Source organism: Nonomuraea sp. NPDC052116 (assembly GCF_040680035.1).
In the GTDB taxonomy this organism is placed as follows: domain Bacteria; phylum Actinomycetota; class Actinomycetes; order Streptosporangiales; family Streptosporangiaceae; genus Nonomuraea; species Nonomuraea angiospora_A.
The window spans coordinates 125499-138822 of sequence record NZ_JBFAWA010000024.1 but is presented as its reverse complement, the minus strand read 5'-3'; the positions used below and the strand labels follow the sequence as shown (position 1 = coordinate 138822).

The 13324-nt window shown below is 72.7% G+C and carries 12 protein-coding genes; 2 read left to right on the top strand and 10 right to left on the bottom strand.

Translation table 11 applies throughout. The features are described 5' to 3' along the window. Positions 1-36 precede the first annotated feature (36 nt). The gene (locus AB0L65_RS38775) at positions 37-1044 is read left to right on the top strand and encodes a HEAT repeat domain-containing protein (RefSeq protein ID WP_364256187.1); all 1008 of its coding nucleotides are present in this window, start codon (positions 37-39) and stop codon (positions 1042-1044) included. A 96-nt stretch (positions 1045-1140) separates the two neighbouring features. Here AB0L65_RS38775 and AB0L65_RS38770 read toward each other — a convergent pair whose 3' ends face one another. Genes AB0L65_RS38770 through AB0L65_RS38725 form a run of 10 tightly spaced genes read right to left on the bottom strand, consistent with a single transcriptional unit; the run spans position 1141 to position 11395 of the window. Continuing rightward, positions 1141-2088 carry a hypothetical protein gene (locus tag AB0L65_RS38770; protein ID WP_364256184.1) on the bottom strand — a complete coding sequence of 316 codons (948 nt, stop codon included), beginning with the start codon at positions 2086-2088 and terminating at the stop codon, positions 1141-1143. Further along, on the bottom strand, positions 2085-3308 hold the full coding sequence (locus AB0L65_RS38765; protein ID WP_364256181.1) for an FAD-dependent oxidoreductase: 1224 nt from the start codon (positions 3306-3308) through the stop codon (positions 2085-2087). Before AB0L65_RS38765 ends, AB0L65_RS38770 begins: the two co-directional genes overlap by 4 nt. After that, on the bottom strand, positions 3305-3997 hold the full coding sequence (locus AB0L65_RS38760; protein ID WP_364256178.1) for an SDR family oxidoreductase: 693 nt from the start codon (positions 3995-3997) through the stop codon (positions 3305-3307). Before AB0L65_RS38760 ends, AB0L65_RS38765 begins: the two co-directional genes overlap by 4 nt. Then, positions 3994-4758, bottom strand: coding sequence for an SIS domain-containing protein (locus tag AB0L65_RS38755; RefSeq protein ID WP_355202383.1), 765 nt, complete (start codon positions 4756-4758; stop codon positions 3994-3996). Before AB0L65_RS38755 ends, AB0L65_RS38760 begins: the two co-directional genes overlap by 4 nt. Next, positions 4755-5618 carry an ROK family protein gene (locus AB0L65_RS38750; RefSeq protein ID WP_364256175.1) on the bottom strand — a complete coding sequence of 288 codons (864 nt, stop codon included), beginning with the start codon at positions 5616-5618 and terminating at the stop codon, positions 4755-4757. Before AB0L65_RS38750 ends, AB0L65_RS38755 begins: the two co-directional genes overlap by 4 nt. After that, the gene (locus AB0L65_RS38745) at positions 5615-7609 is read right to left on the bottom strand and encodes a hypothetical protein (protein ID WP_364256172.1); all 1995 of its coding nucleotides are present in this window, start codon (positions 7607-7609) and stop codon (positions 5615-5617) included. The genes AB0L65_RS38750 and AB0L65_RS38745 overlap by 4 nt, the downstream gene beginning before the upstream one ends. Then, a complete protein-coding gene (locus AB0L65_RS38740; protein WP_364256169.1) occupies positions 7606-8406 on the bottom strand; it encodes a carbohydrate ABC transporter permease in 801 nt (266 codons plus the stop codon). Before AB0L65_RS38740 ends, AB0L65_RS38745 begins: the two co-directional genes overlap by 4 nt. Further along, positions 8403-9320 (bottom strand): sugar ABC transporter permease, encoded by a 918-nt coding sequence (locus tag AB0L65_RS38735; RefSeq protein WP_364256166.1) that lies wholly within the window; start codon positions 9318-9320, stop codon positions 8403-8405. Before AB0L65_RS38735 ends, AB0L65_RS38740 begins: the two co-directional genes overlap by 4 nt. Further along, positions 9317-10603 (bottom strand): ABC transporter substrate-binding protein, encoded by a 1287-nt coding sequence (locus tag AB0L65_RS38730; RefSeq protein ID WP_364256163.1) that lies wholly within the window; start codon positions 10601-10603, stop codon positions 9317-9319. The genes AB0L65_RS38735 and AB0L65_RS38730 overlap by 4 nt, the downstream gene beginning before the upstream one ends. Positions 10604-10627: 24 nt before the next feature. Next, positions 10628-11395, bottom strand: a complete 768-nt coding sequence (locus tag AB0L65_RS38725) for a GntR family transcriptional regulator (protein ID WP_364256160.1) — start codon at positions 11393-11395, stop codon at positions 10628-10630. 165 nt (positions 11396-11560) lie between these two features. Between AB0L65_RS38725 and AB0L65_RS38720 the strand changes: the two genes are divergently transcribed. After that, positions 11561-13318 (top strand): ATP-binding protein, encoded by a 1758-nt coding sequence (locus AB0L65_RS38720; protein WP_364256157.1) that lies wholly within the window; start codon positions 11561-11563, stop codon positions 13316-13318. Positions 13319-13324 lie beyond the last annotated feature (6 nt).

Genomic DNA, 13324 nt, shown 5'->3' with positions numbered 1-13324 from the left:
TGGCCGCACGGCGCTCGGCGCGCGACCATGCCTCCCATGGACGTCATCGCCGAAGCGGTCGAGTTGATCAGGAACGCCACCTGTCCGGGCGACTACGACCAGGCGTGGGAACTCGTGGGCAAGGCCACGGAGGATCGGGAGACCGCGGCGGGGCGGGGTTTCGCGCTGGTGCGGTCGCCCGATCCGGCCGAGCGCAGGATCGGCTGCGACCTGCTGGGCAGCGTGGCGCAGGTCGAGGAGTCCCTGCGGGAGCCGGTGCTGCTCGCGGCCCTGGAGCTGGTCGCGACCGAGACCGAAGACGCCGTGCACGCCTCGATCGCGCGGACGCTGGGCTGCACGGGCGACGAACGGGCCGTGCCCGAGCTGCTGCGCCTGGCCGAGCACCCCGACGAGGACGTGCGCTTCAACGTCGCGTGGTCGCTGCCGCTGGGCCGCGCGAACGACGACGCGGTGGTCGAGGCGCTGATCCGGCTGACCACCGACCCCGAGGACGAGGTGCGGGACTGGGCGACGTTCGCTCTGGGGACCCAGTGCCAGGCGGACAGCCGGGCGATCCGGGAGGCGCTGTGGGCCCGGGTCGGCGATCAGGACACCGAGGCGCGTGAGGAGGCGATCGCCGGGCTGGCCCGCCGTCGTGATCGCCGCGTCGTGCCGCATGCCGCCCGCCTGCTGGACAACGGCGGGTTCAGCCCCAACACGCTGACGGCGATCGCCTGCCTCGGGGATCCGGCGCTGGTGCCGTACCTGGAGGACTTCGAGGAGGACCAGGGCGTCACCGATGCGCTGGGCGAGTGCGATCCGGCGTCGCGGGCGGCGCGCGACGCCTTCGCCGCCGGTCTGGCCGAGGCCCTGCACGCGCGCCTGCCCGAGCTGGACTTCGGCGTGTACGGCGAGCTCTGCGAGCCCGGGCTCACCCTGGCGGCGTCCGGCTACGTCTGGTCGGTCGAGCGGCTGCGCGACCGGGCGAGCGGTGACCCGGTGCGCGCCGCCGACCTCGTCGCCGCCGAACTCTCACCGAGCGAGTCCCCGAGCGGCGCCGCCTGAGCCCGCGAGTCACCTGACGGCCCGCTCGTAGCGCGAAGGCGAGGCCGGGTTCGCGATCAGCCCGCCCGTAGCGCGAAGGCGGCGCCAGGTTCGCGATCAGCGCGGCCGTAGCGCGAAGGCGGCGCGCGGGTTGGCGATCAGCGCGGCCTTGGCCGCCTCGCCGAGCCCTTCCGCCTCCAGCCGCGGCACGAACCGCTCCAGCAGGTACGTCAGCCCCGGCCCGCCGCCCAGCCCCGGCCAGTACGACCGCCGCGCCAGATCCATCCCGAACAGCAGCCGATCCCCCAGCCCGCGCCCGGCCAGCTCGGCGACGAGCGCGACGACTTCGCTGTCGGGCCCGTACTTGATCCGCCCGGGACGGTCGAAGGCCAGGTATGCCCCCCTCTCCGCCAATGACGTGAGATATCCGGCGTCGGGATTGTGGTCGATGTGCCCGAGCACCACCCGATCGGCCTCCACGCCGTGCGAGGACAGCGCGTCCAGCAGCTCGTGCCCCATCGTGCCCTTGTCGCAGTGCGTGACGACCGGCACGCCGGTGCGCAGGGCGGCCGCGGCCACCGCGCCGATCAGCCGCTCCACCCCCCGCCCGAACGCGTGGTACGAGGTCGCGATCTTGATCGCTCCGGCCCGCGCCGGCGACCGCCGTACCAGCGGCCCGACCAGCCCGTACTCGTCCATGCCCAGCTCGATCTCGGCCACCAGCAGCTCGGCGATCTCGTCGGCCGAGTAGTGGTGCAGCCAGTGGGCGTCGCTGTAGTAGGTGCTCTTGTGGAAGCCGGTCACCGCGATCACGTGCAGCCCGGTCCGCTCGGCCAGCGCCTTCATCAGCGACGGGCTGCGGCCGAACCCGAGCGGCGTCATCTCGACCACCGCGGACAGCCCGAGCCGCCGGGCCGCCGTCGCCTCCGCGACGGCCGCGTCCAGGGAGTCGAGCCGGTAGTCGGGCTCGTTGCGGACGGGCCAGTCACCGGTCATGAAAAAGTGCTCATGCGCATAGGTGAGGCCGATCTCCTCGACGTCCCCCAGCACCGTACGAACCGTCACAGGAGCGCTCCTTCCTCGCGAAGCCGGGCACGCAGCAGGTCCACGTCCACCGCCGCGGGCTCCACCCCGGCCTGTACGGCCAGCGCCGCCGCCGTCCCGGCCGCCTGCCCCATCGCCATGCACTGCCCCATCGACCGGGCCGAGGCGTGCGCGTCGTGCGTGGCCGACAGGCACCGCCCCGCGACGATCAGCCCCTCGACCTCGACCGGCAGCAGGCACCGGTACGGGATCCCGTAGGTGCCGTAGTCGTGCACGTACTCCCACCGGGTGGCCGCTCCGGCGGCGTGGTCCTCGATGGGGGCGCCGCACCGGGCGATCGTGTCGGGAAAATCCCTCCCGGCCAACACATCATCAGAAGTCAGGACATATCGTCCGACGAGGCGCCGCGACTCCCGCACCCCGATCCGTACGGACGTGCTCAGCAGCACCGCCGACTCGTACCCGGGCACCTTGGCCCGCAGGAAGCGGACGTACTCCCGCACCTGCGCACGTCCCTCGCGTTCGGCGCGCGACAGCTCGAACGGGTCGGTCGGGTCGAGCCCGCTCACTCTGGTCAGGTTGGTGTGCACGATCCCGTCGTTGACGGTCCTGTGCACGGAGCCCTCGCGCCTGGGCAGGTCGGCGTCGGCCATCAGCGCGTGCAGCTCGGCCGTGCTGGTGGCGGCCAGGTCCACCCCGCCCATCCGGAACGTGGCCGTCATCGGCTGCGAGCGCATGCTCGGCCGCTCCAGCGTGGCCCCGGCCCGCCAGGCCACCTCGCCGTCGCCCGTCGCGTCCACGACCACCCGGGCCTTGACCAGGAACCGGCCGGCCACGGTCTCCACCTCGACCCCGGTCCCCGGCACGTACGCGCACACCCGCGCGTGCAGCAGCACGCCGGCGCCGGAGGTGAGCTCGTCCCAGACGAGCTTGAGCTCCTCCGGCTCGTACGTGACGCCGGTGCCGGCCCCGTACGTGTTGGGCCGCTCGAAGGCGGCTCCGGCGGAGAAGAGCCGTTCGCACACCTCCCAGCCGATCCCGCCGACGACCCGCCGCGAGACCGGGCCGGGGGCGTAGAAGCCGTAAAAGGTGTCGAGCACGGCGACGCCGGTGCCGCCGAGGAAGCCCGACGGCTCCACCAGCAGGCACGACGCGCCGGAGCGGACCGCCGCCACGGCCGCCGCGCACCCGGCGCTGCCGCCACCGGCGACGACCACGTCGCCTTCCCACAGGACGTTCACCGCAGATGCCACCCTCCGTCGACGGGAATGACCGCGCCCGTGGTCCGCCCCGACGAGGGCGAGAGCAGCCACAGCACGGCCTGCGCGACCTCCTCCGGCCCGCAGGGGCTCGCGCCGAGGGGCATCAGCGCGGGCATCCTGGCCTGGACGGCGGCGGACGTGCGGGCGCGGACGCTCATCGGCGTGGCCACCAGGCCGGCCGAGACCAGGTTGACCCGCACCCCGCGCGGCGCGGCCTCGCGGGCGGCGGTCCTGATCAGCGGGATCAGCGCGCCCTTGGCCGAGGCGTAGGCCACGGTGCGGAAGTCGTCGTCGATCGACGTGCCGAGCGCCGAGCCGATCACCACGATCGACCCGCCCTCGGGCAGCGCGGGGATCGCCGCGCGCAGCAGCCGGAACACCGACTCGTGATTGACCCGGTGCACCTCCTGCCAGGCCTCGTCGGTGCACTCGGTCACGCCGCCGTCGCCGAGCCTGCGGCCGGACATGCCGACCGCGTGCACGACTCCGGCCAGCCGCCCGTGCCGGGCCGTGGCCTGGGCCAGCGCCTTCTCGACCCCGCCGGGCTCGGTGATGTCGATGCCGTCGGCGAGGTCCACGCCGTACGCGCTCGTTCCGGACGCCTCGACCGCCTCCACGCAGGCGCGGCCGATGCCGCCGTCCGAGCCCGCCACCAGGACGGCGCTCATGGCTTCCTGAGCACGGCGGCGGCGCGGCGGGCGTGTTCGAGGTAGGCGGCCTCGAAGAGCTCCTCGGAGCGGGGTCCGCCGACGAGCTTGGCGCTGGAGATGACCGGCGGCGTCCAGCCGCCCGCGACCAGCAGCTCGGCCGTGCGCACCTTGATCTCGTTGACCACGGAGACGGCCGCCAGCGTGCTGCCGGGGCCGACCGGCTCGGCCAGCCCTTCGACGTGGCACAGCGCGTCGCCGACCGGGGTGCGCAGGTCGACCACCACGTCGGCGTGGTCGGCCAGCCGGGTGCCGCTGGGGTGTCCGGGCTCGACGGCCATGGTCTCGTTCATCGAGGTCACGGCCACGACGGACAGGCCCGCCTTGCGCAGGCCCATCGCCATCTCGATGGGCACGGCGTTCAGCCCGCTGACGCTGAAGACGATGGCCGCGTCGCTCGGCCGCAGCTCGAAGTTGCCCAGGATGGCCTCGGCCAGCCCTTCGACGCGTTCGATGAACATGGCCTGGCGCATCCCGTTCGAGCCGGCCACCTGGGTGTAGAAGGTCGTGGACAGGTCGACGATGGGGTGGAAGCCGGGGTAGGAGCCGTAGCGGGGGAACATCTCCTCCACGCCCATCCGCGAATGTCCGGTTCCGAACGTGTGCACCACTCCTCCGCCGAGGATCGCCTCAGAGGCGATGCGAGCGGCTTCGGCGAGGGCGTCCTCCTGTGTCCGTTCGATCTCGCCGAGCAGCTCCATGGCGCGGCTTATCCACTTCATCCAGATCTCCTCCCATAGAGTGCGGCGCCGATGGCCCCCGCCATCGGGCCGAGTACGGCGGGCAGCACCGTGACGTCTCCGATCAGCGGTCGTCTGCGCGCGAGTTCGTGGTGCAGGGTTGATCGCATGAGGTCGAGCGCGCCGGAGACGCCGCCGCCGACGACCACCGAGCCGACGCCGAAGAACGCGGCCGCGTCGCCCAGCGCCACGCCGAGCGCCCATCCGGCCTGCTCGAACACCTGGGCCGCGCGCTCGTCCCCGGCCCTGGCCGCCTCGGCCACCTCCGCCGCGGTGGCCTTCGCCGTCCCCGGGCGGAAGGCCCGCACGATGCCGGGCCCGCCGGCGAACGTCTCCACGCAGCCCCGGTTGCCGCAGCAGCAGACCGGCCCCCAGGGGGAGACGGTGAGGTGGCCGACCTCGCCGAGGTTGTCGCGCGGCCCGACGAGGACGGTCCCGCGCAGCGCCACGGCCCCGCCCACGCCGGTGCCGAGCACGGCGAACAGCACGTCGGCCAGCCCGCGGGCGGCGCCCAGCGCCAGCTCGGCGCGCGCGAACGCGCGGGCGTCGTTGACGACGGAGACGGGGACCCCGGTCAGCTCGTGCAGCCGGGCCCCCACGGGGTAGCCGTCCCAGTCACCCGGCGGATTCGGGACGAACAGGGCGGTCCCGGTGTCGCGGTCCACGTGGCCGGGGAGCCCGATCCCGATGGACCCGGCGTGCGGGGCCAGCGAGGCCGCGAGCTTCACCGTCTCGTCGGGGCCGGGTGGCGTGGGGACGGTGCCCGAGCCGGAGACCGCGTCGCCTTCCAGCGTCACCCATTTGATGTACGTGCCGCCGACGTCGACCCCGAGCGCGGTCACGGCCCGACCTCCAGCGCCCGGGAAGCGAAGCGGGCCCCGCCGCGCGGCCGCCGGAAGGGTTCGACGCCGAGCAGCCGCAGGTAGGCCAGCAGCGGCTGGGAGTGGCTGTGCAGGTTGGCGACCGGGTACGCCTGCATGGCGACGCCGACCTCGGCCAGGTCCCAGGTGCGCCCGGGGCGGCCGGTCTCGGGGGCCAGGTAGGCGTCGGGGCCCGACAGCGTGCCCTCCCAGACGTCCGGGTAGGCGGCCGTGTGCGCGGCCAGCGTCATCCGCCGCCACCAGTCCCAGGCCAGGTCGGGCAGGTGTTCGGCGGCGGCCCAGACGAGCGTCATGTTGATCGCGTACCAGATCGTGCCGACCCCGCCGGGGCCGTACGCGTCGGCGGCGGGCCAGCGCAGCCGGGCGCCCAAAGGGGAATCGGCGGCGGAAGTGCGCTCGATCGTGCGCAGCAGCTCCACGGCCCGCTCAGGCGGGGCGGCGCCGCACAGAACGGCCCAGGGCTGCACCTCCAGCCACAGATCGTCGTCGCCGACGACCGCTCCCGGGCCGTACGCGCGGCGGTACCAGCGCCCGTTCCACTCCCCCGCGACCAGGTCGCGCAGCTCCTCGCCGAGCTTGCGGGCCTCGGCGGCGGTCGCGTGGTCGCCGAGCCGCTCCGCCAGCGTCGCGTAGCGCGGCAGGACCCAGGCGGCCATGGCGGAGTTGAGGACGGACTCGCCCCGGGCGATCATCACCTCGCGCGGCACGCCGCTCTCGGAGATGGCCATGTCGTTCCAGTCGGCGTTGAGGATGCGGACGTGCCCGTGCTCGCCCCGTCCGACCACCTCGGCGAAGAACCTGAACTGCCTGCGCAGGTTCTCCAGTAGCGGCACCCCGGGGGCCCCGTGGACCGGGTGGTACGGCACCGTCGCGTGGAAGGCGGCCTCGTCGCCCGTCGCGCTGAGGTACTCGGCGGCCAGCCACAGGGCCCACAGGTTCTGGTCCGACGGGCGGAACAGGTCGGTCCAGGGCCGCTTGTCCGGTCCGAGCGCATACGGCAGGTCGCCGTCGGGTCCGCCCCACGCGCACGTGTTGCGCAGCACGGACAGCGCCAGGTCGGGCTCGATGTAGACGAGCGGGAGCGCGTGCTGGAGCGGGTCGCGGGCGGCGCCGTTGAAGCCGTGCCGGAAGGAGTAGCAGGACCCCTGGTCGAGGGTGTGGCCGCCGAGCACGCCGTCGGCGCAGGCCGCGCCGGTGAGCAGGGCGGCGTGCCAGGGGATTTCCCGCTCGGCCTCGGGCGCCCGCGCGGCGGACGCGCGCGGCAGCCGGGCACGCAGGGCCGCCAGGCTCTCCTCGAACGTCGCGGTCCCGGACGAGGGGTCGAGCAGGCCGTAGCGGAGGTCCAGCACCCGCTCCTCGCCCGCCGACAGCTCCAGCGGGAGCACGAGCCGCCCGGACCGCGTCCTGGCTCCGCCGACCAGCTCCAGCTCCAGCTCGAGCCCGGGGTCGTCGGCGTCGGCGCGACACTCGACCGGGCCGGTGATGAGCTCGACCCGGGCCGGCCTGGTCGCCCACTCCTCGGTCGCCTCCAGCCGTACCGGCGCGTCGAGCAGGTTGCGCACCCGCAGCCGGATCAGCACCCACGGCTGCTCGCCCTCCGGGCAGAGGACCGTGCGTTCCAGCGCCACCCGCTCGTCGGCCACCCGGACGACGGCGAAGGTCGGCCCGAAAATCCGCTCAGATCCCGAAATATCGGTGGAAAGCTCGCCGATGTGGGTCGCGCCGGTCCCCCGGGTCAGCCACAGCAGGCCGGTGTGCTCGTCGAACAGGTCGCTCAGCCCGTAGTTGTCCGACACCAGCGTGATCCGCCGGTTGCCCACGTGCGCGAAGTGCCGCCGCGTGGGCGGGTCCAGCACGGGGTCCCACTCGGCGCGCGGGTCCCGCTCCTGGTCCAGCGTGTACGCGAACGCGGGCAGCCCGTACGCCGTCGTCCACTCCCCGTACGAGCTCATTTGCGCACCCCTCCCAGGGTCAGCCCGGCGACGTAGTAGCGCTGCAGCAGGAACATCAGCGCCAGCGGCGGCACCGCCGTGATCAGCGCGGCGGTGCTCACCAGGCCGATGCTGAAGTCGTACTCGGTCTGGAGCTGCGACAGCCCCACCGGCAGCGGCCACAGCCCCGGGTTGTTGGCCACGATGAGCGGCCAGAGCAGGTTGTCCCACTGCGCGAGGAACTGCAGCAGGAAGAGCGTCAGCAGCGCGGGCCGCAGCAGGGGCACGCCGATGCGGGCGAAGATGCGCAGCTCGCTCGCCCCGTCCACCCGCGCGGACAGCAGCAGCTCGCGCGGCAGCGCCAGCGCGAACTGGCGGACCAGGAACACCCCGAAGGCGCTCATCATGAACGGCACGATCATGCCCTGGAAGGTGTCGATCCAGCCCAGCGCCTTGACGATGAGGTACATCGGCACGAGCACCACGATCGGCGACAGCGACAGCGTCCCCACGATCACCGCGAACAGCGCGCGGCTGCCGGGGAAGCGGAGCTGCGCGAGCGCGTACCCGGCGGCGGCGGACAGGATCACCTCGAGCACCGCGATGCCGAGCGAGAGGATCAGGCTGTTGCGCAGGTAGAGCGGGAAGCCGCCCTGTCCGAACAACTGCGCCACGTGCGCGCCCAGCTGGGAGACGTCGAACGACAGCCCGCCGAGATCGCTCGCGTCCGAGGCCGAGGAGACCGCGATCATCGCGTACACCGGCAGCAGCATGACGGCCACGACCAGCGTCAGGACGGTCCCGCGTAAGACCTTCACCCGTCATCGCCTCCCCGCAGCACGCGGAACTGCGCGACCGACAGCGCCAGCATGGCCGCGAGCAGCACCATCGCGATGGCCGACGCGTAGCCCATGCGCTCGAACGTGAAGCCGGTCGCCCACATGTACAGCGGCAGCACCTCGGTCGCGCCCGCCGGGCCGCCCTTGGTCAGCAGGAAGGCCGGCACGAACGACTGCATCGCGCCGACCACCGCGATGACCAGCACGAACAGCAGCGTGCGGCGCAGCAGCGGCAGCGTGATGCGGAAGAAGATCCGCACCGGCCCCGCCCCGTCGAGCCCGGCGGCCTCGAAGACGCTCAGCGGCAGCCCCTGGAGGCCCGCGGTCAGGATGATCACGAACAGGCCGAGGTGCTTCCACGTCGTCATGATCACCAGGGCCCAGAGCGCCAGGCCCTCGTCGGTCAGCCACGGCTTCGGCTCCGCGCCGGCCAGCCCGATCAGCGCGTTGGCCAGGCCGTCCTCGGCGAAGATCACCGACCACGTCAGCGAGGTGGCCACCAGCGGCATCGCGGCCGGGATCATGATCAGCCCGCGCAGGAAGGCGTTGTAGCGGCCCGGCTTGCTCAGCGGCACGGCGATCGCCAGGGCGAGCACGATCGACGGAACCACGGAGCCGGCGGTGTAGACGGCGGTGACCCTGGCCGAGTTCCAGAAGCCGGGGTCCTCCAGCATCCTGCGGTAGTTGTCCAGGCCCGTCCACTCGGGGGCCCCGGCGAGGTCGTAGCTGGTGAAGCTGAGGTAGACCGCCGACACGAACGGCACGACCCAGAAGACCAGGAAGTACAGGGCGGCGGGGAGGGACAGCAGGGCGCCGGTGCGCGCCTCCGCCCAGCGCTGCCCCTGGCCCGAGACCCGCGCGACGCGCGGCGCGAGTCCCAGCGACAGCGTCATAGGGCGATCCGCATCGCCTGGTCGAAGTCGGCCGCGGCCTGCTCGGGGGTCTTCTTGCCGAACGCCACCGCGTCGCCGGCGTCGGTGAGCGCCTTGGCCATCTCGTTCCAGACGGGCGTCTGCGGGCCGAAGTCGGCGTGCGGGGCGGAGGCGGCCATGATGTCGATGGCCTTCTGGTCGGCCCCGGGCAGCTTCTCCCAGCCCTTGACCGGGGTGAGCAGGCTGGCGTCCTTGAGCTGCTTGGCGGCGACGTCCTCGCGCTGGAGGTAGTCGATGAAGTGCCAGGCGGTGTACTGGAGCTTGGACTTCTGGGCGACCGCCCAGCCCCAGGTGTAGGCGGGCGCGACCGGCTGACCCGACTCCCAGCGGGGCATCGGCGCGATGTCGAAGCCCTTGCCGAAGGTCAGCTTGGGGTTCAGCGTCGGGAACAGGTCCATCGCGAACAGCCCGGACACCAGCATGGCCGCCTCACCCGTGGCGAACAGCCCGAAGCCGGACAGCGGGTTCGACAGCTTGGGGTTGCCCAGGCTGCCGTAGTAGCGCAGGGCCTCGACCCCGGGGTCCGAGGCGAGCGTGGCCTTGGTGGCGTCGGGGCTGAGTATCGTGCCGCCCTTGCCCTTGACCAGGGCGAGCAGCTGCATCAGCGTCCACTGCGGGCTGCCCAGGATCCACTGCAGGCCCACCTTCTTGCCGTCGGCCGAGGTCAGCCGCTTGCTGTACTCGGCGACCTCCTCCCAGGTGGTGGGCGGCTTGTCCGGGTCGAGCCCGGCTTCGGCGAACCTGTCCTTGCGGTAGTAGAGGTAGCAGATCGTGTAGTCGATGGGGACGCCGTACAGCTTGCCCTCGTACGACAGCGAGCCGATCGCGTGCTCGTCGTACGCCTGGACCAGCGCCTTCTCGTCGGCCACGCCCATGGCCTTGGGGATGATCGGGGCGAGGCGGCCCTTGCGGGCGTGGCCCGGGATCGTCCAGCCGCCGATCTTGACCAGGTCGGGCGGGACGTCGCCGGCGAACGCGGTCAGCAGCTTGGCGTCGAGCTTGTCGACCGGCACGTACAAGGGGGTGATGTCGACGCCGCCGAACTCCTGCATGTAGCTGCGCAGCAGCGGGTTGAAGACCTTGTCGTACGCCTTGGTCTGGTGCAGCCAGACGGAGAGTTTTCCGCGCGGCACCCCGTCGGCGGGGACCGTGGCGGCCGGTTCCGAGCCGCAGGCGGCGAGCAGGCCGGACGCCGTCGCGAGGGTGGCGGTTCTGAGCAGGGCACGGCGGGTCAACCTGGTCATGCTCGACCTCCCGGTATGGGGGTTTTACTGGCCCATGAGTGCGTTGTTGGGGTCGTTGAGCTCCACGGAGAACACGGTGAGATCGCCGCGGGCGTGGCGGATGGTGTATTCGAGGGCGATCCCGCTCTCGGTGCACGTGCTGCGGGCGGTGGCCAGCAGGGCCGCGGCCATGGGCACGTGCAGCAGCTCGGCGAGCCGGTAGTCGGCGTTGACCGCGCCGATCGTCTCCCGGCCGCTCGCGGGGGTGAGGCCGTACTTGGTGCGCAGCAGGTCGTAGAGGGAGCCGGTGAGGTCCTCGTCGAGGATGCCGGGGACCAGCTCGACGGGCAGGTGGGCGCTTTCGAGCATGCAGGGCACGCCGTCGAGCAGGCGCAGCCGCTCGACGAAGACGATCTCCTGGTCCTCCCGCACGCCGAGCGCGGTGGCGGCGTCGGATCCGGCCTGCTGGAGGTGGGCCTTGAGCAGCCGCGTCGCGGGCTTGCGGCCCAGCCGCGCCATCGTCTCGGTGAACCCGACCGGCCGCGAGCCCAGCTCGGGAGCCACGGCCTGCGGAGCGGTGTAGGTGCCGCTCCCCTGCCTGGCCACCAGCAGCCCTTCCTGGACCAGGTCGCCGATCGCCCGCCGGGCCGTCGCCCTGCTCACGCCCGCGTAGACCATCAGGTCCTTCTCCGCGGGGATCATCGTGTCGGGCTCGCAGTCGCGGATCACCGCCCGCAGGCGCTCGCGCAGCTGGTAGTAGAGCGGCACCGCGGCTGACGGGTCGAGCGCCAGCCTGCGTTCCCAGTCGGTCATGACGTCTCCGCCTCAGTTGTACGGACGACCGTATCTTTTCTGCTCACCGGGCGAGTGTCAACCATGTGATTCCGCAGGACGCGAGCGCACGTGAAATGCGCCGGACGCACACCTCGGGCCCACTACGCTCCTTTAGAAGGGCGTTTCGTGGGGGCGGAGGGATGAGTGACGGTCAACGGGGCGGCAAACCATCAGGTGAGCACGGCGGCGGCCACAGCGGGTGAGGCCGTCGGGCGGGTGCTCGGCACCCAGGCGGCCTCGCCGCTGTCGTTCTGGGTCGGCCTGGAGCCGGGCAAGGTCGTCCAGCTCGACGACGTGGTGGTGACCAGGCGCGAGGTGCCCGGCCACGGTACCGTGCTCGTGGCCGGCGTGGTGACGACCGTGGAGGCCAGGCACGAGGGCGCCGCGTACGACTCCGACGTCTTCCTGATCGCCGACGGCGCGCTGCCGGCCGCCGTGGTCGAGGTGGCGGAGGTGCGGGTGACGCGGGTCGAGCCGGAGGTGTTCGTGCCGCCGCTGCCCGGCTCCAAGGTCTTCCTGGCCGGCTCGGGCGACCGCGACCAGGCCCTCTACTTCGACGTGATGGACCGCCGGATCCCCCTGGGCATGGGCCGCGACGGCCAGCCGCTGTACGTCAACTTCGACTTCCTCGACGGCACCCGCGGCGCCCACGTGTCGATCTCCGGCGTCTCCGGCGTGGCCACCAAGACCTCCTTCGCGACCTTCCTCCTCTACTCGATCTTCAATTCGGGCGTGCTGGAGGGAGAGGCCGCCAACACCAAGGCGCTGATCTTCTCCGTCAAGGGCGAGGACCTGCTCTTCCTCGACCACGACAACGTGCGGCTCGACGAGCGCGCCAGAGGCGTCTATGCCCGGCTGGGGCTGCCCGCCAAGGCGTTCGGCAGCGTCCACGTCTTCGCCCCGCCCCGGCCGAACGACCCCAACGGCGTGCCGCACGTCTCGGCGCGCACGCAGGGGGTGAGCTCCTTCTACTGGACGCTGGTCGAGTTCTGCCAGGAGGAGCTGCTGCGCTTCGTGTTCGCCGACTCCGACGACGAGCGGGCCGGCTACTCCCTGCTGGTCGGCCAGGTCGCCGCCCGGCTGAAGGCGTGGGCCGAGCCGGTCGGCGACGGCGGCGCGGTCATGGTGCGGGGCACGTCCTGCCGTACGTTCACCGACCTCGTCGAGCTGCTGTCCGACGAGCTCCAGAACGAGGGCACGCGCGGCGAGTGGGCCGGCGCGGCGACGCCGCTCGGCACCGTCAACGCGTTCCTGCGCAGGCTCCGCAGCGCCGTGCGGCCGCTGTCCCCGATCGTCCGGGGCGACCTGCCGTTCTACCGCAACCACTCGGTCCGCACCTCCGACGCCCAGGTGTCGATCGTGGACCTGCACAACCTGCCGGAGCGGGCGCAGCGGTTCGTGGTGGGCGTGGTGCTGCGCGGCGAGTTCCACCGCAAGGAGTCCTCGGGCACGGCCCGGCCGCTGCTGTTCGTGGTGCTGGACGAGCTCAACAAGTACGCCCCGCGCGAGGGAGACTCCCCGATCAAGGAGATCCTGCTGGACGTGGCCGAGCGGGGCCGCTCGCTGGGCGTCATCCTCATCGGCGCCCAGCAGACCGCCTCGGAGGTGGAGCGGCGCATCGTCTCCAACAGCGCCGTACGCGTCGCCGGCCGCCTCGACCCGGCCGAGGCCGCCCGGTCCGAGTACGGCTGGCTGCCCCCGGCCGTCAGGGAGCGCGCCACGATCGCCAAGCCCGGCACCATGTTCGTCGCCCAGCCGGAGATCCCGGTCCCGCTGGCCGTCGCGTTCCCCTTCCCGGCCTGGGCGACCCGGCCGGCCGAGGCCGCGACCGAGCCGGCGAAGGTCTCGGCCGATCCGTTCCAGGGCTTGCCCGGCGTCGAAGACGACATCCCGCCCTTCTGACCACAG